Genomic DNA, 24,079 nt, shown 5'->3' with positions numbered 1-24,079 from the left:
CGTCCCGTTCGCGTTCTCCACCGCGGGCGGGGACAGCGCCTCGGCGCTGGCCGCCGGCTGCCCGGTGGTCGTCAAGGCCCACCCCGGCCACCCGCGCCTGGCCCGGCGCACCACCGAGGCCGTCGTGGCGGCGCTGGCCGCCGCGGGCGCCCCCGAAGGGTCGTTCGCCCTGGTCGAGGGCGTCGAGGCGGGGCGGCTCGCCGTCCTGCACCCGCTGACCCGGGCGGTCGGGTTCACCGGCTCCATCCCGGGCGGGCGGGCGCTGTTCGACCTGGCGGTGTCGCGCCCGGACCCCATCCCGTTCTACGGGGAGCTGGGCAGCGTGAACCCGGTGTTCGTCACCCGGGCCGCGGCCGCCGCCCGCGGCGAGGAGGTCCTCTCGGGATACGCCGAGTCCGCGAACCTGGGCTCGGGGCAGTTCTGCACCAAGCCCGGCGTGGTCTTCGTCCCCGAGGACACCAAGCTGGACACGCTCGTCACCGACTTCGCGGGACGGGGCGCGGCGCCGCTGCTCAACGAGCGGGTCGCCGACGGGTTCGCCCGCGGGCTCGACTCCCTGGCCGGGCACCCGGCCACCGAGGTCCTGGTCCAGGGGGCGGCGGACGGTGACGGCGGCTGGTCGCCGTCGCTGCTGCGCACCGACCTGGACGCGCTGCTGGAGCACTCCGAGACACTGCTGGAGGAGTGCTTCGGCCCGGCCACCCTGGTGGTGACCTACGCCGACGAGCGGCGGCTGCTGGAGGCCGCGGGCGTCCTCCAGGGGCAGCTCACCGTGACCGTGCACGGCGAGGAGGACGACGCGATCGCGCCCGCGCTGCTGGCCCTGGGCGCGTCCGTGGCGGGCCGGGTCGTCTGGAACGGCTGGCCGACGGGGGTGGCGGTCACCCACGCCATGACCCACGGCGGTCCGTACCCGGCGACGACCGCGCCGCTGCACACGTCGGTGGGCAGCACCGCGATCCGCCGCTTCCTGCGCCCGGTGACCTACCAGTCGGTGCCGGACGGGCTGCTTCCGGAGGCCCTGCGCGACGCCAACCCGCTGGGCGTCCCGCGCCGCCTCAACGGCGCGCCCCCGGCGGTCTAGCCGGTCGGCCGGGGCGGGCCCGTGCCCGCCCCGGCCACCTTGGCGGATGAGCCGGTCGGAGCCGTTGCCGGTGTCCGCCTCGGCAGATGAGGTGCCCGGCCGGGCCTGACCGGTGCCCGGGTCGCCGTGGCGCCCCGGGCCTCAGCCCCGATCGGGGAAGCCGGGGAACGCGGGGTCGCCGCTGGCGCCCCAGGCCTCGTACTCCTCCCGGAAGGCCTCGGCGGACTCACGCCGCTTCCGGGCGATCGACCGGTGGGTGAGCGCGCCCAGGGCGAACCCGGCGCCGCCGAGGGAGCCCAGGATGAGGTTCGCCGGCGGCAGCGCGGCGTCGTCCCAGACCAGCGACAGGGCGATGAGCGCCAGAACGGCCAGGGCGCCGGTCCAGCGCAGGGTGATCGTCCGGCCCGGGTACCGGACCCCGAACTCCCGCAGCCGCTGCCCGGCGAGGACGTACCCGTGCCGGTTCACCCACGGGTGCCAGCCGAGCGCGCCCCGGTCCACCAGGTCCTCGGCCATGACCACGTGGTACGGGTCCGCCGCGGGCGGCAGCGCGCCCTCCGCGACCAGCCGCAGGCCGTCCCGCAGGGCGAGCCGGTACACGGCGGCGCCGAGCAGCGCGCACCCCGCCAGGGACAGGACCACGTACAGCACCGGGTAGGCCACCATCCCGTCGGAGACCAGGAAGAACCCGAGGACGGTCAGCAGCACGGCGAAGAGGACGCCGATCACCAGCGCGCTCGTGAGGGCGTGCCCGAGCGGGTCGTTCTGCTGCCGGACCTTCATTGCGGCGGCCCGCACCACTCCTGGCTTCGGCGCTTGCGGCAGTACCGCGGGCCGCGGCGGGATCATGCCGCCCCCCGGTCATAGGCGGCGATGAACGCGCGCGCCCGGCGCCCCTGCCGGAGGACCACCGACCCTGTGAAGCCCGCCAGCGCCGACAGGAACACCTGTGGTGCCGCGTACGTGATCGCCTCGCCCGTCGGCAGGTCCCACAGCAGCAGCGGGGAGAAGGCCCACATCCCCCCGAGCAGCACGACCACCACCACGAAGGCGAACCGGAAGAACCCGGAGGTGTAGGTGGCCCGGATCGATTCCGCCATCGCCCGCCCCAGACGGTCGGTGCCGGGGTCGCCGGTGGGTCTCCCCTCGACGACCACCTGGTGTGTGGCGACCGCCAGCCGTACCGGGTCGGCGTCGGCGGGCAGGGGGTGGCTCGCCTGGGTGCGGCGCAGGATCAGGTCCAGCCGCAGCAGCAGCGCGAGCATCACACAGACGGCCACGCCCAGCACCGTGGCCGGGACCCGTCCGAAGACCGAGGAGACGAGGGGGACGAGCAGGACGGCGCACCCCGCCAGCGGAGCGGACATCAGCACGACCACCAGGGTGCGCAGACCCGGGCGGGCGCGCATGCGGAGTTCACGGCGGGCGGCGCTGACGCGGAGGGCGGATGGCGGGGGGACCATACCCCACACGGTATCGGGCGCCCCACCTGACGGGTAGGTGTGAGGTTCGCCGGAAGCCCTTGGAGACCGGAGTCGGCCACCGTAGTCTCCCGCCATGAGCAGCCACCCGAGCCCTGTCCCCGACGCCGTCGAGGCGCTGATCCGCGACCTGCCCAAGGTCGAACTCCACGTCCACCTCGAAGGCTCCATGCCCGCCGAGACCCTCTTCGAGCTGGCCCGCCGCCACGAGGTGGCGTCCGTCCCCGACACCTTCGACGCGCTGGAGGCCTGGTACGCGTTCACCGACTTCCCGCACTTCCTCGACGTGTACCTGGCCTCCGTGGAGGCCCTGCGCGAGGAGGCCGACTTCGCCCTGCTCACCTCGGCGGTCGCCGAGCGGCTGGCCGCGCAGAACGTCCGCTACGCCGAGCTCCACATCAGCCTGTACACCCACCTCATGCGCGGTGTGCCCGCCAAGGTGGTGTTCGACGGGGTGGAGGCCGCCCGCCGGGAGGCCGAGCTCAAGCACGGTATCCGGCTGCGCTGGATCCCCGACTTCCCCACCGACTTCGGACTGGAGAGTGCCGAGCGGACCCTCGACGCGGTGCTGGCCGACGCGCCGCCCAGCACGGTCGGGTTCGGGGTGGGCGGCACCGGCAGCACCCTGGTCCCCTACGCCGACGTGTTCGCCCGGGCCCGCGCGGCCGGGCTGGCCAGCCTGCCGCACGCGGGGGAGCACGGCGGCCCCGAGCGGGTGGTCGAGGCCCTTGACCTGCTCGGGGCCGAGCGCATCGGGCACGGCATCGACTCCATGCTCGACGGCGACCTGGTGGCGCGCCTGGTCGACGAGCAGGTCCCGATCGACGTCAGTCCCACGTCCAACGTGTGCACGCGGGCGGTGGAACGCATCGGTGACCACCCGCTGCCCGCGATGCTCGACGCCGGGCTGCTGGTCACGCTCAACACCGACGACCCCACCATGTTCGGCACCGACCTGACCGGCGAGTACCGCACCGCCCACCGGCTCGGCCTGACCTCCGCCGACCTGGCGCGGCTGGCCGCCAACGGCGTCCGAGCCTCCTACCTGGGCGCGGCCCACCGGCACGCGCTGCTGGCGGAGATCGCAGAGGTCGCCGCCCGGCACGGGGTCCCGGCCTCCGCCGTGGTCTGACCCGCCCCGGACACGGGTCCGGGCGCCCACGTCGACCGACGTGGACGCCCGGAACGTCCGTGGATCAGGCGGGGGAGTCGGTCAGCGGCAGACCGCACTCGTTGCGCATGTCGATCCAGGTCTGGGCGGCGCCCTCGGCGGCGGCGCCCTCGTAGGGGACGGGCACGCCGCCCTGGATCTGGGCGGGCAGCCAGTCGGCCTGGGTGACCGAGCCCTGGTCGAAGGTGAGGGTGAGCACCCCGGTCTCGGCGGTCGGGCCGTTGAAGTTGTAGAACACGAAGTTGCTCAGCCCGTAGTGCACGTAGGAGTCACCGAGGAACCCGCCCGGGGACAGCACGTGCGCGTGCCCGCCGACGACCGCGGTCGCGCCGGCGTCCACCAGCTCCTGGGCCAGGGTGGGGGCGTGCGGCAGCGGGCAGTGCGAGCCCTCCAGGCCCCAGTGCAGGAACACCACGACGTTGTCGTACTGCCCGGCGGCCTCGGCGACGGCGTCGAGCATGTGCTGCTTCATCTCGCCCTTGGTGGTGGCCATGCCGGGCTTGCCCTCGCCCGCGGTCCACTCGGCCATGAGGTGGTCGTCGAGCACGTCGCTGGCGCCGAACATGGCGACGGTCTGCCCGTTGACCTCGGCCACGTGCGGCGTGTACGCCTCGTTGATGTCGTTGCCGGCGCCGACCAGGGCGACGTCGGAGGCCGCGCCGTTGGCGAGGGTGTCGGCCAGGCCGTCGACCCCGTAGTCCATGCCGTGGTTGTTGGCGATGGTGGCCACGTCCACGCCGGCCTCGGACAGGGCGTCCAGGGCGCTGGTGGGCGCACGGAAGAGGAACTGCTTGCCGGGGGCGGGGGTGCCGCCCTCGGTGATGGCGGTCTCCAGGTTGATCATGGCCAGGTCGGCCGCGGAGAGGTGTTCGGCGATGGGCCCCATCGCGGTGGATGGGTCCTCCAGGCGGGGGCGGAGCATGCCTTCGAACATCACGTCGCCGCCGAAGGCGATGGTGAAGGGGTCGGTGGCGACCTCGGGCTCGGGGCTGGCGCTGGGCGGGGCAGAGGATTCGCCGCCGGCCGCCCCTTGGAGCTGTTCCGGATCGTCGTCGGCCGAGCCGCAGGCGGCGACGAGCAGGAGGGCGAGCGTCGCGGCACCGATGGGCAGGGCCTTGCGCGCGCGGGGACGGATGGGTGCGGGTTGCATGCATGCTCCAGAAGCGGCGGGGGAAACGGGGGGCGTGTCCTGAGGTTCAGGACGCGCGGCGTACGTCTCCGGTTGGCCGGTGCGCGCGAATCCGGGGACCCTGACCCGCTCGTCACCGACGACTACTGATCGTGTTCAGAATATTGCCAAGCGTGTTTATCTGCTGGGTTCGACATCGTCGGGCCCGGGAGCGGGGGGCGACCCTTCGGGTTCAGGGTACGTGTTCGTGACCAGATGTTTTGCTCTGCTTTGCATCGCTTGGGGCGGGTTTTGCCTGATGGGGCTCGTGGGGTTGTCGTCAAGGTGTGACCGGGCGGGTGGGGGGCGGGTCCGGTCGAGATCTCTTTTTTCCGGCTTTTCTCGCAAAAGGGATGTCGGTCCCATTGATTTGAATTCACCGCGCACGGGTTGAGGCGCACCGGGAACTAATCAACGAAGTTGCTTAGCAGGTTGGCGCGGCGGGTTCACCGGGAACTTTTTTCGGCCATAAAATCACTGAGGGTGTTCGTGGTTTCTCTCTGTGTTCACGCTAGAAGCACTCTGATCTGCATCGATTTCATGTAGTTATAATCTTGTTACTCAGAGTGTTGATAACAGAGATAAACATTCCCGGAAAGTGCTTGTGCTTCTTCCCGGGCTTGCTAACGTTTCGGTCCGTCGCCGGTTCGAGAAGAACGCAACCGCGACATCACCGCGGGCCACCCCGCCGTTCCACCGCTTTCGTGTCGGTGACGGGCCCGCACCGCCGACCGGCGGAACCGTGCGCCACCCGGGCGCCCCGCGGACCCCGCGGACCGGTTCCACCCCCACGGCCCCACGCCACGACCGGCGTGCTGCACCCCCAGGTTTCCCTGCGTCGAAAGGCCGCACCAGATGCGCAACACACTCCGTTACTCCTTCGCCACCGCCGTCGCCGCCGGGCTCGCCTTCGTCCCGGCCACCGCGGCCTTCGCGGACACCACCACCAGCGGCTCCGGGGGTGTGGCCTCCGGCAACCAGGTCGTCGTCCCCGTCGACATCGAGGCCGGGCTGTGCGGCAACTCGCTCGCCGTCCTGGGCATCTCCGCGGCCAAGTGCACCCAGGTCTCCGAGGTCCTCTACCAGGCCAGCGGCGGTGGCGGCGACACCACCACCGACGGCTCCGGCGGCGTGCTCTCCGGCAACCAGATCATCATCCCGGTCGACGCGGCCGTGAACGCCTGCGGCAACGCCGTCGCCGTCGGCGGGATCTCCAAGGCCGAGTGCATCGAGGTCGTCGAGGTCCTGGAGGAGGAGTCCGGGAACGGCACCTACTCCACCAGCGGCTCCGGCGGCGTGGCCTCCGGCAACCAGATCGTCGTCCCGGTCGACGCCGCCATCAACATCTGCGGCAACTCGGTGGCGATCCTGGGCGGCGCCAGCTCCAAGTGCACCACCATCATCAACATCATCCAGGCCGCCCCCGAGAACGAGGGCTCCCCCGACGTCTCCACCGACGGCTCCGGCGGTGTCGGCTCGGGCAACCAGGTCGTCGTCCCGGTGGACGCCGCCGTCGACATCTGCGGCAACGCGGTGGGCGTGCTCGGCCTGGCCGAGGCCTCCTGCATGGAGGTCATCTCCGAGAAGCCGGGCAAGCCCGGCAAGCCCGGGAAGCCCGGCAAGCCCGAGGAGCCGGGCGAGGAGACCCCCGAGGAGCCCACGCCCGAGGAGCCGGGCGAGGAGACCCCGGAGAAGCCCCAGCCCGAGAAGCCCCGCGAGGAGGAGAAGCACGAGGAGAAGCCCCAGGGCGACGACAAGCCCGCCCCGCCCCAGCAGGCGGGCGGTGAGCTTCCCCTCACCGGTGGCGCCCTGACCGGCCTGGTCGCGGCCGGCCTGGCCGCCCTCGGCGCCGGCGGCGCGGGACTGTACTTCGCCCGCAAGCGCAAGGCCGCGGTTCCCGCCGACGCGGAGTAGCGGCGAGGGGTGGCGGAACGGGCCCGGCGGACGGCGACGTCCGGCCGGGCCCGCCCGGTGTCAACGATGCGGACGCTGCGCGTGGGTCGGTGCGGGGCGCCCGGAACCGTCTCATACCCTCGAAGACGTGCGCAGAGTCCTGTTCTCCCAACGCATGCTGGCGTTCCACGCGCTGGTCCTGGTCATCGTGCCCAGCTTCATCTGGCTGGGCTTTTGGCAGCTGGACCGCTGGGAACAGCGCAGCGCCTCCGTCGAACTCCAGCAGGGCAACCTGGCCGCCGACCCCGTGTCGGTCGCCGAGCTGACCGAGGTCGGCGGCGACGTGGACCCCGGCGACCGCTGGCGTTCCGTCACGGCCTCCGGCACCTGGGACGCCGAACACGAGATCCTGCTGCGCAACCGCGACGGCTCCGGCGGCGTCGGCTTCCACGTGCTGACCCCGCTGGTCACCGAGGAGGGCCCGGCCCTGCTGGTCAACCGGGGCTGGATCCCGCGCGGTGAGACCGCCCTGGACACCCCCGACGCCCCGCCCGTCCCCGCCGGCACCGTCGAGGTGGTCGGGCGCCTGCACTTCTCCGAGACGGAGCAGAACACCGGGCTGCGCAACCGCGACGACCTGCCCGAGGGGCAGCTGCTCGTGGCGGACGTCCCGATGATCGCCGAGGGGCTGCCCTACCCGGTCTACGGCGGGTACATCGACCTGACCGGGCAGGACCCGGTGCCCGACCCGGCTCCGGAGCGCCTGGAGGTCCGCGAGCTGGACTCCGGGATGAGCCTGTCGTACGCCGTCCAGTGGTGGGTGTTCACGGTCGTCGCCATCGGCGGGTGGGTCTTCCTGGTCCGCCGGGAGCTGAGCGAGGCCCGCGAGGCGGAGGCCGCGGGGGCGGCCGGGGACACCGGCACGGCGGGCGGCCGGGACGGTGTGGACGGCCCGGGCGACGCCGATGACGCCGACGACGCGCCCGTCGCGGCCGCCGCCGGGGAGCGTCCGCGAGAGGATGTCGGCTGACGCCGGTCGGCGGTCACCGACCAGCGCTCACCGACCGGTGCTCACCGATCAGGGCTCACTGACAAGCGCTCACCGACGACAGGGGACACGTGCAGGAACACGACGACTACCCGGTGCCCGGACGTGTGGACCGCCGCCCCGTCGACGCCGACGAGAGCGCCCGCGCCGGGCGCCACTGGTGGGACGGGGCCGCCGACGCCTACCAGGCCGACCACGGCGGGTTCCTCGGTGACGCCGACTTCGTGTGGTGCCCCGAAGGCCTGACCGAGGCCGCGGCCGGGCTCCTGGGCGACCCCGACGACCTGCGCGGACACCGCGTTCTGGAGGTCGGCGGAGGTGCCGGGCAGTGCGGCCGGTGGCTGCGCGCCCAGGGGGTCCGCGAGGTCGTGTCCTTCGACCTGTCGTTCCGCCAGCTCCAGCACTCCCGGCGCATCGACGAGCAGCTCGGGCTGCGCCTGCCCGTGGTGCAGGCCGACGCCCAGCGGCTGCCGTTCGCAGACGCCGCGTTCGACACCGTGTTCTCCTCGTTCGGGGCGTTCCCCTTCGTGCCCTCGGCCGACGACGCCCTCGCGGAGGCGGCCCGGGTGCTGCGGCCCGGCGGGCGGCTGGTGTTCTCGGTGACCCACCCGATCCGGTGGAGCTTCCCCGACGACCCCACCGAGCACGGGTTCACGATCCGCCAGTCGTACTTCGACCGCCGCGCCTACGTGGAGGAGGACGACCACGGGAACGCGATCTACGTGGAGCACCACCACACGGCCGGCGACTGGGTGCGGGGCATCGCCCGGGCCGGGCTGGTGCTCGGAGACCTGGTGGAACCCGAGTGGCCGCAGGGGCACGACCGGGTGTGGGGCGGCTGGGGGCCGGTGCGCGGGCGGATGATCCCGGGGACCGCGATCTTCAGCGCGGACAAGCCCTGAGCCGGGCCGGGAAGTCCTAGGCCGGGCCGGGAAGTCCTAGGCCGGGTCGGTTTCCGGGGTTCCGGCCAGGTACTCCGGCGGCACCGCCGCGACCAGCCACACCCCGTTGCCCGTCACCCGGAACCCGTGGCCGTCCCGGTGCATGCGCCCGGCGGCGACGGTGAGCACCACCGGCCTGCCGCGCCGCGCGCCCACCCGGGTCGCGGTCCCGGCGTCCGGGGACAGGTGCACGTCGTGCCGGTTCATCGGGCGCAGGCCCTCGACGGTGATCGCGGGCAGGAAGCGCCCGACCGTCCCGTGGTAGAGGACCTCCGGCGGAACGGCCGGGGCCAGGCCCAGGTCCACGGACACCGAGTGGCCCTGGCGGGCGCGGATGCGGGTGCGGTCGGCGCTGAACTCGAACCGCTGCTTGTCGTTGCCCGCCACCACCTCGTCGAGCTCCGCCCGGGAGAGCCGGACGTTCGCCCGGCCCAGCCCCGTGAGCAGGGCGTCCACGGAGGTCCACCCCTGCGGGTCCAGCCGCACCCCGGCCCGGTCGGGGTCGTGGCGCAGCACGCGCGCGATGTACTTGGAGGCGCGCACCAGTCGCTTGGGGTCCATCCCCTTCTGTCTCTGCCGTTCCATGCTCATGAACGCATCCTGCTGTGCGGGGGCGCGCCGGTCCAGGGGTTTATCGGGTGGACCGGGCGGCCCGGCGCGCACTAGCCTGCCCTGCTCACTGCAAGAGGAAGAAAAGGAAGGGGAAAGGCCTGTGTCACAGCGGTTGCGGGGCATCTGGGCGGAGACGAGGAAGGCGTTCGAGGCGGAGCGGTACAGCGTCGGCGGCCGGGAGGTGGACCTGTCGGCCGACCTGTCGGCGATGCGGGAGGGGACCCGCCACCACCTGCCGGAGGACATCGCCGCGCTGCCCGTTCCGGGGGCGCGCCACGACACCCGGTTCGAGGTGACCGGGGAGAGCACCCTGGCCGCGCTGCTGCGCCTGGCCGGGGAGGGCGGGTCGGGCACGGAGGGTGCGGCGGCCGACGGGGTGGCGGCGCTCAACTTCGCCTCGGCGCGCAACCCGGGCGGCGGGGTGGCCAACGGTGCGCGCGCCCAGGAGGAGAGCCTGGCCCGGTCCACCGCGCTGTACGCGTCGCTGACCCGGTGCCCGGAATTCTACGAGCACCACCGGGCCGAGCGGTCGCTGCTGTACAGCGACCGGGTGATCTGGTCGCCGCGGGTGCCGGTGCTGTGCGACGACCGGGGCGACCGGCTGGCCGAGCCGCCGGCGGTCGGGTTCCTCACCTGCGCCGCGCCCAACCGGCGGATGATCGAACGGAACGGGGTCGAGAGCGCCGCGGGGGTACCCGGGGTGCTGGCCGCGCGGGCCCGGGGCGTGCTGGCCGTGGCCGCCCACCACGGGGTGGGCGTGCTGGTGCTGGGCGCCTGGGGGTGCGGTGTGTTCGGCAACCGGCCGCCGGAGGTCGCGGCGGCCTTCGCCGAGCACCTGCACGGGGACTACGCCGGGGTGTTCGAGCGGGTGGTGTTCGCGGTCCTGGACCGCGACGGCGGGGTGCGCGAGGCGTTCGACGACCGCTTCCCGGGGCCGGAGGGAGCCTGAGGCCGGGGCCGGTTCAGCGCTCTCGCGCCGCCCGGGCCTTCCGGCGCTCGTCCTCGCCCAGGTTGCGCTCGGCCGACTCGTCGACCTGGGCCAGGCGGCGCAGGACCGCGAGCAGGGTGTCGCCGAGCACCGTCTTGACGACGGCCCCCTCCATCACGTCCTCGGCCTCGGGCAGGCCGCTGATGCGGTCCAGGTCGACACGGGCGATCTGCTCCGCCGAGGCGGCGTAGCGGTCCAGGTCCGCGTCGGTGACCGGGTGGCCGGCCTCGCGGTGCCCGGCCAGGACGACCGCCAGGGCGTCCATGGCGGGGTGGTCGGGGTAGAAGAACCAGCCGAGCCGGGTGACGAACGCGCGGGCCCGCTCGTGGTCCTCCTCCCGCGGCTCGATGTCGGTGCCGACGAGGGGGAGGCGGCGCATCACGAGGCCGAGTTTGGAGTGCAGGCCGACGCCGGGTTCGCCGACCTCGGCGAGGACCTCGCGGACGGTGGCCACGGACAGGCCGCCGACGGTGGTGAGCGCGCGGATCAGGCGCAGTCGGCTCAGGTGTTCGTTGCCGTAGCGGGCCTGGTTGCGGCCGGTGGCCTCACCGCGGGGGAGCAGGCCCTCCCGCAGGTAGTACTTGATGGTCGGGATGGGGACCCCGGACCGTTCGCTGAGTTCGGCGATGCGCATGCGGACATCTTCTCCTGGCGGCTCTTGCGCGACTCACATGGATAGTGGATAGTGTTGATATCTACTCTGGATAGTTGAAGTATCTATAAGGAGTATCCCATGAACCCCCCGACCACCCTGCGCGCCGTCATCGACCTGCACCGACCGCTCACCCTGACCGCGCTCCTGTGCGCGGCCGTGCTGCTGGTGTCCGTCCCCGGTATCTTCCTCGACGGCAGGACCATCGTCGGCGACCCCGCCTGGCTCAAGCCCACCAAGTTCGCGATCTCCATCGCGATCTACAACCTGACCTTCGCCTGGCTGCTGTCCCTGCTCACCAGGTGGCGCCGCACCGGCTGGTGGCTGGGGACGGTCATCGCCGCGATGGTCGCCGGCGAGCTGGTCGCCATCACCCTCCAGGCGGTGCGCGGGCGGGCCAGCCACTTCAACTACTCCACCGCGTTCGACGGCGCCGTCTACTCGCTGATGGCGTTCATGATCGTCACGGTCTGGGTCGCCACCTTCGCCATCGGCGTGATCCTGCTGGTCCAGCGCCTGGGCGAGCGGTCCGTCACCGTCGCCATCCGCGCCTCCCTCGCGATCGCCCTCGCTGGCATGGCCGTCGCGTTCTTCATGACCTCGCCCACCGCCGAACAGATGGTCACCCTCCAGCAGGGCGGCCCGGAGGACGTGATCGGCGCGCACACCGTCGGGATGCCCGACGGCGGCCCGGGCCTGCCGCTGGTCGGCTGGAGCACGGTCGCCGGCGACCTGCGCGTCGCCCACTTCGTGGGCCTGCACGGCCTCCAGGTGATCATCCTGTTCGCGTTCGCGCTGATCGCCCTCGCCGGCCGCCACCCGCGCCTGGCCGACGACGCCGTGCGCACCCGGCTGGTCCTGGTCGCCTCCGGCTCCTACGCGGGGCTGCTCGCCCTGCTCACCTGGCAGGCCCTGCGCGGCCAGTCCGTCGTCGCCCCGGACGCCCTCACCCTGGGCGCCGCCGCCGCGCTGGCCGCCGCCACCGCCGCGGGCACCTGGTGGGCCCTGCGCCGCACCCGCCAGCGCGTATGATCCCGGGTGACCGGACGGAGGCGGCCATGCGGCTCAAGCTCGATTTGCATGACATCTTCAACAAGGGCCGCGACATCGACCGCGCCCTCGCGGACATCATGGACGAGGCCGAGCGCACGGGCGCCAAGACCGTGGAGATCATCCCCGGCAAGGGGTCGGGCCAGCTCAAGAAGCGGGTGCTCCGCTTCCTCGACCGCAAGGACGTCAAGGCCCGCTACCACCGCGTCGAGAAGGATTCCAAGAACTTCGGCCGCCTCTTCGTCCACTTCAAGCGGTGAAGGGCTCCCCGGCCAGGGCGGCGCAGGCGGCGAGGAGGTGCCGCAGCGGCGGCTCCGGGGGGCCGGGGCGGACCGCGAGCGAGGTCGTGGAACGGGGCGCCGACAGCTCCCGGAAGGCGATCCCGGGCATCGGCGGCACCGGGCCCACCGGATAGAAGAGCGTCCAGGACGGGTCGGAGTGGGCCAGGTCGACGAGCGTCTCCTGCAACCGGGTGAAGGGCGGGCCCGCCGGAGGGTCGATCCCCGCGGCGCGGAAGGCGTCGGTCACCAGGGTGTGGAACGGCGGGTTGGCGCGGCGCGGGGCCAGGCGCACCGGGAGGTCTCCGAGGTCGGTCAGGTTCAGTGTCTCGCGGTCGGCCAGCGGGTGACCGGCGGGCAGGGCCGCGATCAGCGGGTCCGACCAGGCCGGGAGCAGTTCCAGGCCGGGTTCCCCCACCACGTCGCGGACGACCGCGGCGTCCAGTGTCCCGGCCCGCACCCCTGAGAGCCGTTCGGCCAGGGAGGTCCGGGTCAGGTTCACCCGCAGCAGCGGCGCCCGCCCGGCCAGCACCTCCAGCAGCGCGACGAAGCGCTCCCCAGGGCCGGGGCCGGTCCCCAGCCGGAGCACGTCGGACTCGCGGGAGGCCAGCCCCGCGGCCACGCGCCGGGTGCGTTCGACCGCCGCCAGCACGTTGCGGGCCTCGGGCAGCAGGCGGGCCCCGGCGTCGCTCAGCCGCACGTGGCGTGTGGAGCGGTCGAACAGGACCACCCCCAGCTCCCGCTCCAGGCGGCGGACCTGCTGGCTCACCGCGGGCTGGCCGACGTGCAGGCGTTCGGCGGCACGCGCGAAACCGCCCTCGTCCGCCACGGCCGCGAAGTAGGCCAGCTGCCGCAGCTCCACGGTGGTCCCCCGCTCATTTATCACGATCCCTGATAACTGTACGTGCGGATCGTGTCTGGTTCGCGGGCCCCCGCGGCGATGGGATCGGGGGCATGGAGACCACATCGAACCCGGCCCTCGCGCCGGAGCTGGCGCGCCGAGTGCGCGGCCCGGTGCTGACACCGGGACGGGACGGATACGACGAGGAGACCGCGGGGTTCAACCTCGCCGCCGAACGCAGGCCCCCGCTGGTCCTCGGCGCGACCGGCCCCGAGGACGTGCGCGCGGCCGTCGGCTTCGCCGCCGAGCGCGGCCTCCGGCTGGCGGTCCACGCCACCGGCCACGGGGCGGGACTCCCCGTGGCCGACGGCCTGCTCGTGTCCACGCGGCGGATGGACGGCGTGCGCGTCGACCCGCGGACCCGTACCGCCCGGATCGGGGCCGGGACGCGCTGGCACCGGGTGATCGAGGCCGCCGCCCGGCACGGCCTCGCCCCGTTGAACGGCTCCTCGCCGCTGGTCGGAGCGGTCTCCTACACGCTCGGCGGCGGCCTGCCGGTGCTGGGCCGCACCTTCGGGTGGGCCGCCGACCGGCTCCGGAGCGTCGACATCGCCACCCCCGCGCACGGCCCGGTCACCGCCGCGCCCGACCGGCACACCGACCTCTACTGGGCGCTGCGCGGCGGCGGCACCGGGTACGGGGCGGTCACCGCCGTGGAGATCGGCCTCGTCCCGCTCGCCGGACTCTACGGCGGCGGCCTCTACTTCCCCGGCGCGTCGGCGGAACGGGTCCTGACGGCCTGGTGGGAGTGGACCGGGACGATCCCGGAGGCCATGAACACCTCGATCGCCCTGCTGAACCTCCCGGACGCGCCGGGGGTGCCGGAGCCCCTGCGCGGCCGCCCGGTGGTCCACGTCCGCATCGCCCACGTCGGCCGCCCCGAGGCGGGGGAGGCCCTGGTCGCACCGCTGCGCGCACTGGGCCCCCGGCTGTTGGACACCGTCGCCCGGATGCCCGTGACCTCGATCGCGGCCGTTCACGACGACCCGACCGAGCCCATGCCCTACGACGAGCGTTCGCTCATGCTCGGCCCCCTGGACACCGGCGCCCTCGCCGTCCTGCTCGAACAGGCCGGGACCGGCCTGGTGATGGTCGAACTCCGCCACCTGGGCGGGGCCCTGGGGCGGCGGCCCGACCCGGCGGGACCGTTCGACGCGATCGCGCACCGGGGCGCCTCCTACAGCCTGGCCACGCTGGCGGCCGTGCCCGGACCGGGAGCGATCGGCTGGGTGCACGGCCCCGGAGCTCCCGGTTCCGGAGCTCCCGGTTCCGGGGTGCCCGGTTCCGGGGCGCCCGGACCGTACGAGGCCGCCGCCCTGCTCGACCGGATGGCGCCGTGGGGCACCGGGCGGCGCTTCGCCAACTTCCTCGGCGGCCCGCGGGCGGCCTTCCTGGCCTGCGAGGCCTACACCCCCGACGTCCTCACCCGGCTGGCCGCGGTCAAGGACACCTACGACCCGGACCACCTCCTCCCCGCCGCCCACCTGACCGGGAGCCACCTGTGACCACCGATACGACCACCCGCCCCGCACCGGGCGCCCGCGCCACCGGACTCCGGATCGGGGCGCTCTTCGGACCGGCCGTCTTCGGGGTGACGGCCGCGGGCGTCGCCCTCCCCGAGGTCGCCGCCGACCTGGGGGTCTCCCCCTCCCTCGCCGTTTGGGTGCTGACCGCGCACGCGCTCGCCCTCGGCATCGGAACGGCGCTCTTCGGCCGCCTCTCCGACGGCCTGGGCGGCCGGTCCGTGCTCGTGGCGGGCGCGGCCCTGCTGGCCGCGGGGTCGGTGCTGTGCCTGGTCGCGGGCGGCCTGGGCGCCCTCATCGCGGGGCGTCTCCTCCTCGCCTCAGGTTCGGGGGCCGTGGCCGCTGTGGCGCTCGGGCTCACCGCGGCGGTCCGGCCCGACCGGCGGGCCGCCGTGCTCGCCGTGTTCGGGGGCGCGCTGGCGGCCTGTTCGGCCTGCGCCACCCTGGCCGGCGGCGCCGTCACCGAACTGCTCTCCTGGCGGGTCACCGTCATCCTGCCCACGCTGTCCCTGGCGGCCGTCCCGCTGTGCCTGCGGCTCGTGGACCGCCGGGGGACGGGACGGCCCGCCGACCTGCCCGGGGCGGCCCTCCTCGCGGTCGCCGCAGCCGCCGCGCTGGTGCTCCCGCAGTCCCCGTCGCTCGGCCTGCCGATGCCGGCCACCGCCGCCGTGGCCGCCGCGGCCGTCCTCGCCGGGGGCGCGCTCGCGCTGCGCGTCCGCCGCGTTCCGGAGGGGTTCGTGCCGCGCCGCCTGGCCGCCGACCGCGCCTACCTCGCGGCGGCGGCCGTCGGGGGGTGCGTCTACGCCGGGCTGTTCGCCGCCGTGTACGCGGTGCCGCAGGTCCTCGTGGTCGAGCACGGCTGGGATGTCCTCGCCGTCGGCCTGTGGCTGCTGCCCGGCGCGGCCGTCGGAGGTGTGCTCTCCCGGCTGGCGGGCGGGCTTGTCGGCGGCCGGGGGGCGCGGCCCGTGCTGGGCCTGACGGCCGCCGCGTTCGGGACGGTGCTGATCGCGGCGGGCGCGGTCGGGGAGGGACCGCTCGGGGAGGGGCCGCTCGGGGAGACGCCGGTCCTGCCCGTGGCCGGGGCGTCGCTGGGCTTCGCGGCGTTCTCGATCGCCCAGGTCGTCGTCACTGGGATGATGGCGCGCAGGCTCGCTCCGGCCGAACGCGGCGGCGGCCTGGGCCTGCTCAACCTGGCCTTCTTCGTCGGAGGAGGCGCGGGTGCGGCGATCGCGGGCGCCGTGGCGGGGATCGCCGGACCCTCGGCCGCGCTCGCCGTCGCGGGAGTGCTGCCGCTGCTGGGAGGAGTGGTCGCCTTCCGCCTCCGATGATTCGAAATCGTGTTCGGTTGATTGCGGTGAGTTGTGAGAGTCTTTGCCGCCTCCATCCCCGGGACCTCGGGAGGACGGTCCACACTCGGGAATGACGTGTCCACGAGAGGGGACCAGATGATCACGACCGACTTCCTGCCCGGATCGCCCTGCTGGGTCGATGTGTCCTCACCCGACACCGAGGCCTCGGCCTCCTTCTACCAGCGGGTCTTCGGCTGGAAGGCGGTTCAGGAGGTCCCCGAGGCCGCCGGATACCTGGGGCTGCAACTCGACGGGGCCACCGTCGCCGGGCTCACCCCCCTCGCGGGGGAGGGCGAGCGCCCCGGGTGGACGGTCTTCTTCCACGACCCCGACGTGGACTCCACGGTGCCCGCCGTCGAACGCCTGGGCGGCAGCGTGCTGGTCGAGCCGTTCGACGTCCTGGGCCTGGGCCGCACCGCCCAGTTCTTCGACCCCCAGGGCGCGCGGTTCGCCGTCTGGAAGCCCATCGGATTCCCCGGTGTGCAGCGCGCCGACGTCCCCGGGAGCCTGTGCAGGGTGGAGCTGTGGACCCCCGACGGGGACGGCTCGGTGGACTTCTACCGGGAGCTGTTCCGCTGGAACTACACCGACTCCCCCCGCCCGGCCGAGAACGGCCGGTACCGCGTCATCACCCCCGCCCGGGCCGGTCGCGACCGTGACCAGGGCGGCATCATGGCCCTGCCCCCCGAGCGGGTCGACGACACCGAGGGCTCGGCCGAGTGGAACCCGGTGTTCCAGGTGGCCGACGCAGACGAGGCCCTGGAGGCCGTCCGCATCGGAGGCGGACAGGTCTACATGGGCCCCGAGGACACCCCCGACGTGGGCCGCATCGCGGTCTGCGCCGACCCCTTCGGTGCCGGATTCATCCTGCTGGAGCCTTCGCAGGAGTGAATCCCCGGGGTGTCCTCCGCCTCCGAAGAGCGGGGGCGGGGGGCCTGGTTCCCCGCTCCCCCCTCACCGGCGGGAGACCGACGAGGATCACTGGCGTGAGACCGCCGAGGCCCCGCCGCGCAGGACGAACTTCTGGATCTTGCCGGTGGCCGTCTTGGGCAGCGCCTCCACGAACTCCACACCGGTCGGCGCCTTGAAGTGCGCCAGGTTGTCCCGGGCGAAGCCGATGATCTCCTGTTCGGTGGCCCGCGCCCCCTCGCGCAGCACCACCGCGGCGCGCGGCGACTCGCCCCACTTCTCGTGGGCGACGCCGAACACCGCCACCTCCAGGACCGCCGGATGGCGCAGCAGCACACCCTCGACCTCGACGGAGGAGATGTTCTCCCCGCCGGAGATGATGACGTCCTTGAGCCGGTCCTGGATCTCCACGTACCCGTCCGGGTGCACCACGGCGGCGTCGCCGCTGTGGAACCAGCCGTCGCCCATGGCGCGTTCGGTGGCCTCGGGGTCGTTGTAGTACCCCTTCATCACCACGTTGCCGCGCACGGTGATCTCCCCGACGGTCTTGCCGTCCCAGGGCACCTCCGCGCCGTCCTCGCCGACCACGCGCAGCTCGCCGGAGGTGATGAGCTCGACGCCCTGGCGGGCCTTGACCGCGGCCCGCTCGCCCAGCGGCAGCCCCGCGTGCTCGGCGCGGGGCTCGCAGACCGTGATGAACGGCGCCGTCTCGGTCAGGCCGTACACGTGGGTGACGGTCCAGCCGAACCCGTCCTCCAGGCGCTCGATGGTGGCCGCCGCCGGGGAGGCGCCCGCCGTGAACACGTGGACCCCGGCCGGGACCTCGCCGCGCACGTCGTCGGGGGCGTTGGCCAGCATGATGAGCACGGTCGGCGCGGCGCACAGCCACCGCACGTCCTCGGTGCGGACCAGCTCGAACACCGTCGCCGGGTCCATCGCCGGCAGGCACACGTGCACCCCGGCGGCGGCCGTCACCGTCCAGGTGAACGTCCAGCCGTTGGCGTGGAACATCGGCAGCGTCCACAGGTAGGACTCGCCGATGCCGATCCGCCCGTAGAGCAGGGTGCCCACCGAGTTCATGTAGGCGTTGCGGTGGGTGATCATCACACCTTTGGGGCGGGCGGTGGTCCCCGAGGTGTAGTTGATGGTCAGCAGGTCGAGCTCGTCGATCTCGTGCCGGTCGAACGCCGACGCCGCCCCCGCGAGCAGCTCCTCGTAGTCCTCCCACCCCTCCCGCGCCCCCTCCAGGGCGACGAACCGCTCCACCCCCGGCATCCGGTCGCGCACCCCGTCGACCGCGTCCAGCTGGTCGGCGTGCACGCACAGCACCTTGGCGCCGGAGTGGTTCACGATGTAGACGAAGTCCTCGGCGGTCAGCCGGAAGTTCACCGGCACCAGCACCGCCCCCAGCTGCGGCACCGCGTAGAACGACTCCAGCTGGGCGTGGGTGTTGGGCGCGATGTAGGCGACCCGGTCGCCCGGCGCCACCCCCATCCCCTGGAGCACCGACGACCACCGGTCGCAGCGGTCGAAGAACTCCTCGTAGGTCAGCCGCAGGTCGCGGTCGACCACCGCGAGCCGGTCGGGGTGCAGCCTGCGGGTCCGGCGGGCGAACTCCAAAGGGGTGAGCGCGAGTTCCATTGCGGCCTTTCTCTGCGTCTCTCGGTGTCGTGTCTCGGAGCCTGGTCTCGGTTTCGTGCCTCGGTGTCGGCTCTCTGCGCCGTGTCTCCGCGTTGTGTCCCGGTGTCGGTTCTCCGCGCCGTGTCCCCGCGTCGTGGTGGCGGACGTGGTGGGCCCGGCGTGCGTGGCGGATGCGGTGTGCGTGGTGGGCGTGGCGGATGTGGTGGGCGCGGTGGGCGCGGTCAGAGGTCGAACAACCGGGCGGCGTTGTCGTGCAGGACGCCGCGCAGCCAGTCGTCGCCCAGGTCGAGATCGACCAGGGCGTCGAGCTGTTCCAGGTAGGGGTAGGGGATGTTCGGGTAGTCCGTGCCGAGCAGGACGCGGTCGGCCAGGTCCTTGAGCCGGGGGTACCCGTCGGCGGGAAAGGGGGCGTGCCGCTCGGTGAACCGGGTGAACACCATGGTCGTGTCCAGGTGCACGCCCGGATAGCGCTCGGCTAGGTCGAGGAAGGCCGTGTACTCGGGAGATCCGGCGTGGGCGATGACCGCGGTCAGCCCGGGGTGGCGGCGCAGCACCTCCCCGAACGGCCCCGGCCCGGTGTGCTCGCCGGGCAGCGGCCCGGACCCGCAGTGCACCACGACCGGCACCCCGGCGTCGGCGAGCGCGCCCCAGGCCTCGTCGAGCAGCGGGTCGCGCGGGTCGTAGCCGCCGACCTGAACGTGGGCCTTGAACACCCGGGCGCCCGCGGCGATGGCGGCCGGAACGTAGTCGCGTGCCTCGGGCTCGGGGTAGAGGGTGCCGCCGTGCAGGCAGTCGGGGTGGTCGGCGGCGAACCCGGCGGCCCAGTCGTTGAGCCAGGCGGCCATGCCGGGGCGGTGGGCGTAGAACAGCGAGGTGTAGCGCCGCACCCCGAACTCCCGGAGCCGGGCGACCCGGGTCGCCTCGTCGTCCCGGTAGGTGATGGGCCAGTAGCCGCCCAGGGCGTCGAAGTACGCCCACACCTTGCGCAGCACGTTGTCCGGCATGAAATGGGTGTGCACGTCCACGAGCCCGGGCAGGCCCAGGCCCTGCCAGAGGCGGCGGACGGCGATGGACTCGGTTGAGACGTCGGTCACACGGACACGATACGAGGGGGACCGGTCACGGGCCAGTCCAGGGACCGGATAACCGAATCCGTTTTAAGTCGCCAACCGGAGAGGGTATCCGCGGATCGGCCTGAGGCGGATGGCGAATCCGGTTCGGGCGAGAGCGGATGTGGAACGGCACGAGGATCGGATAACCGAATCCCATTCGAGCCGCTGGCCGGATCGCCGGTCCTGCGGTCGGCCGGGCCGCCGTTCAAACCGCCGGTCCGACCGCCGGCCGGAGCGTTGGTCCGATCGCCAACCGGGCCGCTGGCCGGATCGCCAACCGGATTGCTGGTCCGATCGCCAGCCAGACCGCTGGCCGGATCGTTGGTCCGACCGCTAACCGGATTGCTGGGCGGATCGCCGACCAGGTCGCTGGCCGGATCGGCGGCGGCCAGGCCGCTGGGCAGATCGCCAGCCAGACCGCTGGCCGACTCGGCGGCCAGGCCGCTGGTCGGACCGGCGGTCGGGCCGTTGTTCGGACCGGCGGTCAGAGGGCCAGCAGCAGGACCCCGGCGACGACGATCGCGGATGCGGCGACGCGCACCGCTCCGAACCGCTCCTTGAACAGCAGGCTGCCCAGCAGCGCCGCGAACACGATGCTGGTCTCGCGCAGCGCGGCGATCCCCGCCAGCGCGCCGCCCAGCTGCGCCCACAGCACGATCCCGTAGGCGGTCGCACTGATCGCGCCGCCCGCCAGGCCGACCTTCCACACCGGCTTGAGCTGGGAGAGCAGCCGTCCCCGCCGGGTGAGCACCGCCACCAGAAAGAACACCGGCCCCTGCAACACCATGATCCACGTGATGTAGCCCAGCGGATCCTGGGTGAACCGCACCCCGTAGGCGTCCACCACCGTGTACGCCGCGATGGCCAGGCCGGTGGCGAACGCGGCGGGCAGCGCCGTCAGCTGCGCCCGGGTGGGGCGCCCGCCCGCGAACACGAGGATCATCAGCCCGGCCGAGACGACCAGCACCCCCAGCAGGTGGGGCACGGACATGGCCTCACCCAGCAGCGTCACCCCGACCAGCGCCACCACCCACGGGGCGGTGCCCCGGGCCAGCGGGTACACCTGCCCGAACTCGCCGCTGCGGTAGGAGGCCATCAGCAGCCCGAAGTACACCAGGTGGGTGAGCACGGAGGCGGTCAGGAACGGCCAGGCCTCCCGGGGCGGCGGGCCCACGACGAACAGCAGCGGCAGCGCGGGGGCCATGCCGCCCAGGCCGATGAGCGCGAAGCCCAGGAGCCGGTCGGTGATGCCGTGCGCGATGGCGTTCCAGGCGGCGTGCAGCAGCGCGGCGAAGAGCACCGCGGCCACGATCACAGGAGTCATGGGAGGTTTCGTCTCGGAGGTGGACAAGGCCGCCCACCCTACTCCCGAGCCTCTTTCATGTTCGCAGCCGCTTGAGCACCGGCCCGGGGCGCCCGCAGGTCTCAGTCGGCGGCATGGTCAAGTTTGATTAGGTGCCCCAGAAGCCTCAGGGGTCACATCGGTCCCGTGGTCGCCTGAACCTCGCCCCCCGGGCGGCCGCAGGTCTCGCTCGGTGGCGTGGTCAAGTTTGACTAGGTGCCCCAATCGCCCCAGGAGTCACGCTGGCTGCTCAGGTCCCTGGAGTCCCGCACTGTGCGGCGGCCGTCCGCCGATGGCGCGGAACGGAAGCGCCCGGAAGTCAAAGTTGACCAGTCGCCTCATTCGCCCCAATGGTCACACCGGCCCCTCGGTTCCCGGGCCCGCGCTGTGCGGCCGCCCGGCCCCGCCCCCGGGCGGCCACAGGGGGCGCGCGGCTCAGGGGCGGCGGCGGGAGCGGGCGTTGGTGGGGGCGATGCGGTCGTTGCGCAGGTGCTCGAACACGATCGACGCGCGCACGTCGGCCACCTCGGGGCGTTCGGTCAGCTTGTCGATGACGAACGCGTAGAGGCTGTTGTTGTCCGGCAGCGCCACGTGGATGAGGAAGTCCTCGCTGCCGGAGGTCACGAACACCGACAGCGTGTCCGGCAGCGAGAGCACCCAGTCGCGGAACGCCTCGATGTTGTGCCGCGAGGGCTTTTCCACGCTCACGGTGATGAGCGCCTGTACCGGCCGGCCGATGAGCTCCAGGTCCACGTCCAGCAGTGAGCCGCGAATCACACCCCTTTCGCGCAGTGCGCGGGTCCGATCCAGGGTCGTCGTGGGCGATGCGCCCACCGCCGCGGCCACATCGCGGTTGGTCTTCCGTGCGTCCGCCTGGAGTTCGGCCAGGATCGCCGTATCAAGTTCGTCGAGATCAGCCATACACGCATCATACCCGTATTAAGTACGGAAAGTTGTGTATACAGCCGAGCTATGCTTACCATTTACGCGACAAGGTCGTATTTGGCTCGCTTGAGAAGAGACCCTTCGAAGGCAGGCAATGACGCTCGCCGGGCGACCTGGCTCTGGTGCAACGCCGCACCACCGCTGAACAAAAGGGACGTCCGTCGCCGTTATGTCACCTTCGTCGATGACGGCCGTCGCCGACCGACCGTCGGCACGGCCCGCAGCCCCGGCGCCCACCACACAACGCCGGGGCCGCCTCCTCGCCCTCGTGGCCATCGCCTGCGCGGCGCTCAACCTGCGCCTGGTGGTCACCTCTCTGTCACCCCTGCTGACCACGATCTCCGCGGAGTTCGGGTTCACCGCCACCGTCGTCGGTGTCTTCGGAACTCTGCCGCTGATCGCCTTCGCCGTGTTCGGCCTGGTCACGCCGTTGATCATGCGCCGGATCGGCCCCGAGGCCACGGTCGTGCTCAGCATGCTCCTCACCGCCGCCGGGCAGGCGCTGCGCGCCTTCGCCCCCGACACCGGCACCCTGCTGCTGCTCACCGCCGTGGCGCTCACCGGCGCCGCGCTGGGCAACGTGGTGCTGCCCCCGCTGATCAAGCAGTACTTCCCCGACCGGCTGGCCGCGCTGAGCACGGTCCAGATGGTCGCCATCCACATCGGCGCCCTGTTCCCGCCCCTGGTGGCGGTGCCCCTGGCGGAGGCCTTCGGCTGGCGGGTCGCGCTGGGCTCCTGGGCGGTCGTCGCCCTGGCCGCGGGCCTGCTGTGGGCGGCCCAGTGGATGTCCCCGGGTTCGCGCCGCACCGGCCGCACCGCCCAGGCCGACCAGGGTCCCGAACTCGCCCGGCCGCTGTACCGGGTGGGCATGGCCTGGCGGATGGCGCTGCTGTTCGGCCTGGTCACCTGGAACGTCTTCACCCTGTTCACCTGGCTTCCGGCGCTGCTCACCGACGCCGGGCACACCTCCGCCTACGCCGGGACGATGGTGTCCCTCATGGTCGGGGTGAGCCTGCTGTTCGGCCTGGTCGCGCCGACGGTCACCGCCCGGGCCGCCGACACGTTCCCGATCGTCGCGCTGGGCGTGGCCGGGTACGCCGCCGGATACCTGGGCCTGGCCGCGGGCCCGGCCTGGCTGGCCCCGCTGTGGACGTGCTTCCTGGGCCTGGGCACGAGCCTGTTCGTGGTCGTCATGACCATGATCAACACCCGCGCCACCACGGCCCGCGGCTCGGCCTCGCTGTCGGGGTTCGTCCAGGGGGTGGGCAGCGGCGTCGCCCTGGGCGGTCCGCTGCTGTTCGGCCTGTTCGCGGAGCTGACCGGCGGGTGGACCCTGTCGTACCTGCTCGTCGCGGGCGGCTCTCTGGTCGGTGCGGTGGTGGTCGCCTACCTTGAGCGCACCCCGTGGACGATCGAGGCCGCCGCGGCCGGGCAGCGGCCCGCGCGCCGGGGGCGGAACTCCACCGCCGACCGTGCGGACGGCCGCCGGTCCAACGACCGCCGCCCCGACGAGCACCGGCCCGACGGCCGCCGCTCCCGCGCGCAGCGGGACTGACCGCTCCCGGGAGGGCCTTCGGCCCGCTCCGATCACCGCGTGGGGTTCTCACCCAGGAACCCCACGCGGTTCTCTTTTCCCTTTTCTCCCATGTGGCGCACAGGATTCACGTGCATCTGCATTCTCACGGGATTCTTTACGGCGCAGGTGAACGGAGTTCCCACCCTCGGGTCAAGGGGAGTTGGTACTGATTTCCGGTGGATTCGTGGCCGGACGTGGCCAGAGGAGAGAAGCCCCACGTTAGAGGCGTATCGGGAGTCGCGCCCAATGTCGTCATCACCTTTTCCGACCTGCGAAGAGAAGGTTTCCGACATGAATCCCCGATGTACACGATCCATCCCGACAAAGACGTTTAAGGTGAGGAATGCGCGCATAATGGCGGCATGACAACCTCACCCCCCGGACAGCCCCCCGGGAGGCTCCCCTGACCCCGGAG

At 73.0% G+C, this 24,079-nt stretch carries 22 protein-coding genes; 12 read left to right on the top strand and 10 right to left on the bottom strand.

Features of this window, described 5'->3' with window-relative positions; genetic code table 11:
* Nucleotides 1-1,084 (top strand): aldehyde dehydrogenase family protein (locus ACJOT3_RS00415; protein ID WP_406967496.1); only part of this gene is annotated, 1,084 nt, incomplete at its 5' end.
* A gap of 141 nt (nt 1,085-1,225) precedes the next feature.
* Here ACJOT3_RS00415 and ACJOT3_RS00410 read toward each other — a convergent pair.
* Together ACJOT3_RS00410 and ACJOT3_RS00405 are read right to left on the bottom strand one after the other, a co-directional pair.
* Complete coding sequence (locus ACJOT3_RS00410) at nt 1,226-1,882, bottom strand: hypothetical protein (protein WP_406967494.1); 657 nt, start codon at nt 1,880-1,882, stop codon at nt 1,226-1,228.
* Between the two features lie 47 nt (nt 1,883-1,929).
* Nucleotides 1,930-2,547 (bottom strand): hypothetical protein, encoded by a 618-nt coding sequence (locus tag ACJOT3_RS00405; RefSeq protein ID WP_406967492.1) that lies wholly within the window; start codon nt 2,545-2,547, stop codon nt 1,930-1,932.
* A gap of 94 nt (nt 2,548-2,641) precedes the next feature.
* Between ACJOT3_RS00405 and add the strand changes: the two genes are divergently transcribed.
* Nucleotides 2,642-3,697, top strand: coding sequence for an adenosine deaminase (add, locus tag ACJOT3_RS00400; RefSeq protein ID WP_406967490.1), 1,056 nt, complete (start codon nt 2,642-2,644; stop codon nt 3,695-3,697).
* 64 nt (nt 3,698-3,761) lie between these two features.
* Here add and ACJOT3_RS00395 read toward each other — a convergent pair whose 3' ends face one another.
* Nucleotides 3,762-4,886: a CapA family protein gene (locus ACJOT3_RS00395; protein ID WP_406967488.1), complete on the bottom strand. Its 1,125-nt coding sequence runs from the start codon at nt 4,884-4,886 to the stop codon at nt 3,762-3,764.
* A gap of 873 nt (nt 4,887-5,759) precedes the next feature.
* On the opposite strand from ACJOT3_RS00395, the gene ACJOT3_RS00390 reads away from it, so the two are divergent.
* The 3 genes from ACJOT3_RS00390 (at nt 5,760) to ACJOT3_RS00380 (ending at nt 8,747) form a co-directional block, all read left to right on the top strand.
* Nucleotides 5,760-6,818: a chaplin family protein gene (locus ACJOT3_RS00390; protein ID WP_406967486.1), complete on the top strand. Its 1,059-nt coding sequence runs from the start codon at nt 5,760-5,762 to the stop codon at nt 6,816-6,818.
* A 127-nt stretch (nt 6,819-6,945) separates the two neighbouring features.
* Nucleotides 6,946-7,827: an SURF1 family cytochrome oxidase biogenesis protein gene (locus ACJOT3_RS00385; RefSeq protein ID WP_406967484.1), complete on the top strand. Its 882-nt coding sequence runs from the start codon at nt 6,946-6,948 to the stop codon at nt 7,825-7,827.
* A gap of 89 nt (nt 7,828-7,916) precedes the next feature.
* Complete coding sequence (locus ACJOT3_RS00380) at nt 7,917-8,747, top strand: class I SAM-dependent methyltransferase (RefSeq protein WP_406967482.1); 831 nt, start codon at nt 7,917-7,919, stop codon at nt 8,745-8,747.
* Between the two features lie 36 nt (nt 8,748-8,783).
* Here ACJOT3_RS00380 and ACJOT3_RS00375 read toward each other — a convergent pair whose 3' ends face one another.
* On the bottom strand, nt 8,784-9,347 hold the full coding sequence (locus ACJOT3_RS00375; protein WP_406967480.1) for an RNA 2'-phosphotransferase: 564 nt from the start codon (nt 9,345-9,347) through the stop codon (nt 8,784-8,786).
* Nucleotides 9,348-9,498: 151 nt separating this feature from the next.
* Between ACJOT3_RS00375 and ACJOT3_RS00370 the strand changes: the two genes are divergently transcribed.
* Nucleotides 9,499-10,347 carry a TIGR02452 family protein gene (locus ACJOT3_RS00370; protein WP_406967478.1) on the top strand — a complete coding sequence of 283 codons (849 nt, stop codon included), beginning with the start codon at nt 9,499-9,501 and terminating at the stop codon, nt 10,345-10,347.
* A gap of 13 nt (nt 10,348-10,360) precedes the next feature.
* On the opposite strand, the gene ACJOT3_RS00365 is transcribed toward ACJOT3_RS00370, so the two are convergent.
* Nucleotides 10,361-11,020, bottom strand: coding sequence for a MerR family transcriptional regulator (locus ACJOT3_RS00365; RefSeq protein ID WP_406967476.1), 660 nt, complete (start codon nt 11,018-11,020; stop codon nt 10,361-10,363).
* 99 nt (nt 11,021-11,119) lie between these two features.
* Between ACJOT3_RS00365 and ACJOT3_RS00360 the strand changes: the two genes are divergently transcribed.
* Together ACJOT3_RS00360 and ACJOT3_RS00355 are read left to right on the top strand one after the other, a co-directional pair.
* Nucleotides 11,120-12,070 (top strand): hypothetical protein, encoded by a 951-nt coding sequence (locus ACJOT3_RS00360; protein WP_406967474.1) that lies wholly within the window; start codon nt 11,120-11,122, stop codon nt 12,068-12,070.
* Between the two features lie 26 nt (nt 12,071-12,096).
* Complete coding sequence (locus ACJOT3_RS00355) at nt 12,097-12,348, top strand: Smr/MutS family protein (RefSeq protein WP_406967472.1); 252 nt, start codon at nt 12,097-12,099, stop codon at nt 12,346-12,348.
* Here ACJOT3_RS00355 and ACJOT3_RS00350 read toward each other — a convergent pair.
* Nucleotides 12,338-13,228 carry a LysR family transcriptional regulator gene (locus ACJOT3_RS00350; protein ID WP_406967470.1) on the bottom strand — a complete coding sequence of 297 codons (891 nt, stop codon included), beginning with the start codon at nt 13,226-13,228 and terminating at the stop codon, nt 12,338-12,340. The genes ACJOT3_RS00355 and ACJOT3_RS00350 overlap by 11 nt on opposite strands.
* A gap of 92 nt (nt 13,229-13,320) precedes the next feature.
* On the opposite strand from ACJOT3_RS00350, the gene ACJOT3_RS00345 reads away from it, so the two are divergent.
* From ACJOT3_RS00345 to ACJOT3_RS00335, 3 genes are all read left to right on the top strand, one after another.
* On the top strand, nt 13,321-14,772 hold the full coding sequence (locus tag ACJOT3_RS00345) for an FAD-binding oxidoreductase (RefSeq protein WP_406967468.1): 1,452 nt from the start codon (nt 13,321-13,323) through the stop codon (nt 14,770-14,772).
* Nucleotides 14,769-16,118, top strand: coding sequence for an MFS transporter (locus tag ACJOT3_RS00340; RefSeq protein ID WP_406967466.1), 1,350 nt, complete (start codon nt 14,769-14,771; stop codon nt 16,116-16,118). The genes ACJOT3_RS00345 and ACJOT3_RS00340 overlap by 4 nt, the downstream gene beginning before the upstream one ends.
* 117 nt (nt 16,119-16,235) lie before the next feature.
* A complete protein-coding gene (locus ACJOT3_RS00335; protein ID WP_406967464.1) occupies nt 16,236-17,030 on the top strand; it encodes a VOC family protein in 795 nt (264 codons plus the stop codon).
* A gap of 87 nt (nt 17,031-17,117) precedes the next feature.
* On the opposite strand, the gene ACJOT3_RS00330 is transcribed toward ACJOT3_RS00335, so the two are convergent.
* From ACJOT3_RS00330 to ACJOT3_RS00315, 4 genes are all read right to left on the bottom strand, one after another.
* Complete coding sequence (locus ACJOT3_RS00330) at nt 17,118-18,689, bottom strand: long-chain-fatty-acid--CoA ligase (protein ID WP_406967462.1); 1,572 nt, start codon at nt 18,687-18,689, stop codon at nt 17,118-17,120.
* A gap of 221 nt (nt 18,690-18,910) precedes the next feature.
* The gene (locus ACJOT3_RS00325) at nt 18,911-19,693 is read right to left on the bottom strand and encodes an amidohydrolase family protein (RefSeq protein ID WP_406967504.1); all 783 of its coding nucleotides are present in this window, start codon (nt 19,691-19,693) and stop codon (nt 18,911-18,913) included.
* Between the two features lie 592 nt (nt 19,694-20,285).
* Complete coding sequence (locus ACJOT3_RS00320) at nt 20,286-21,125, bottom strand: EamA family transporter (protein ID WP_406967460.1); 840 nt, start codon at nt 21,123-21,125, stop codon at nt 20,286-20,288.
* Nucleotides 21,126-21,578: 453 nt separating this feature from the next.
* The gene (locus ACJOT3_RS00315; protein ID WP_406967458.1) at nt 21,579-22,064 is read right to left on the bottom strand and encodes an Lrp/AsnC family transcriptional regulator; all 486 of its coding nucleotides are present in this window, start codon (nt 22,062-22,064) and stop codon (nt 21,579-21,581) included.
* A gap of 193 nt (nt 22,065-22,257) precedes the next feature.
* On the opposite strand from ACJOT3_RS00315, the gene ACJOT3_RS00310 reads away from it, so the two are divergent.
* Nucleotides 22,258-23,643 (top strand): MFS transporter, encoded by a 1,386-nt coding sequence (locus ACJOT3_RS00310; protein WP_406967456.1) that lies wholly within the window; start codon nt 22,258-22,260, stop codon nt 23,641-23,643.
* Nucleotides 23,644-24,079 lie beyond the last annotated feature (436 nt).

Source organism: Nocardiopsis protaetiae (assembly GCF_045446735.1).
In the GTDB taxonomy this organism is placed as follows: Bacteria; Actinomycetota; Actinomycetes; order Streptosporangiales; family Streptosporangiaceae; genus Nocardiopsis; species Nocardiopsis protaetiae.
The sequence above is the reverse complement of the archived record's forward strand: the minus strand, read 5'-3'. Positions and strand labels throughout refer to the sequence as shown.

What these genes read in the sequence shown, in the direction of transcription:
- ACJOT3_RS00365 (WP_406967476.1), bottom strand. Translation starts at nt 11,020, where the DNA reads ATGCGCATCGCCGAACTCAGCGAACGGTCCGGGGTCCCCATCCCGACC.
- ACJOT3_RS00315 (WP_406967458.1), bottom strand. Translation starts at nt 22,064, where the DNA reads ATGGCTGATCTCGACGAACTTGATACGGCGATCCTGGCCGAACTCCAG.
- ACJOT3_RS00355 (WP_406967472.1), top strand. Translation starts at nt 12,097, where the DNA reads ATGCGGCTCAAGCTCGATTTGCATGACATCTTCAACAAGGGCCGCGAC.
- ACJOT3_RS00405 (WP_406967492.1), bottom strand. Translation starts at nt 2,547, where the DNA reads ATGGTCCCCCCGCCATCCGCCCTCCGCGTCAGCGCCGCCCGCCGTGAA.
- ACJOT3_RS00390 (WP_406967486.1), top strand. Translation starts at nt 5,760, where the DNA reads ATGCGCAACACACTCCGTTACTCCTTCGCCACCGCCGTCGCCGCCGGG.
- ACJOT3_RS00330 (WP_406967462.1), bottom strand. Translation starts at nt 18,689, where the DNA reads ATGGAACTCGCGCTCACCCCTTTGGAGTTCGCCCGCCGGACCCGCAGG.
- ACJOT3_RS00375 (WP_406967480.1), bottom strand. Translation starts at nt 9,347, where the DNA reads ATGGACCCCAAGCGACTGGTGCGCGCCTCCAAGTACATCGCGCGCGTG.
- ACJOT3_RS00335 (WP_406967464.1), top strand. Translation starts at nt 16,236, where the DNA reads ATGATCACGACCGACTTCCTGCCCGGATCGCCCTGCTGGGTCGATGTG.
- add (WP_406967490.1), top strand. Translation starts at nt 2,642, where the DNA reads ATGAGCAGCCACCCGAGCCCTGTCCCCGACGCCGTCGAGGCGCTGATC.
- ACJOT3_RS00360 (WP_406967474.1), top strand. Translation starts at nt 11,120, where the DNA reads ATGAACCCCCCGACCACCCTGCGCGCCGTCATCGACCTGCACCGACCG.
- ACJOT3_RS00325 (WP_406967504.1), bottom strand. Translation starts at nt 19,693, where the DNA reads ATGCCGGACAACGTGCTGCGCAAGGTGTGGGCGTACTTCGACGCCCTG.
- ACJOT3_RS00310 (WP_406967456.1), top strand. Translation starts at nt 22,258, where the DNA reads ATGTCACCTTCGTCGATGACGGCCGTCGCCGACCGACCGTCGGCACGG.
- ACJOT3_RS00345 (WP_406967468.1), top strand. Translation starts at nt 13,321, where the DNA reads ATGGAGACCACATCGAACCCGGCCCTCGCGCCGGAGCTGGCGCGCCGA.
- ACJOT3_RS00395 (WP_406967488.1), bottom strand. Translation starts at nt 4,886, where the DNA reads ATGCAACCCGCACCCATCCGTCCCCGCGCGCGCAAGGCCCTGCCCATC.
- ACJOT3_RS00320 (WP_406967460.1), bottom strand. Translation starts at nt 21,125, where the DNA reads ATGACTCCTGTGATCGTGGCCGCGGTGCTCTTCGCCGCGCTGCTGCAC.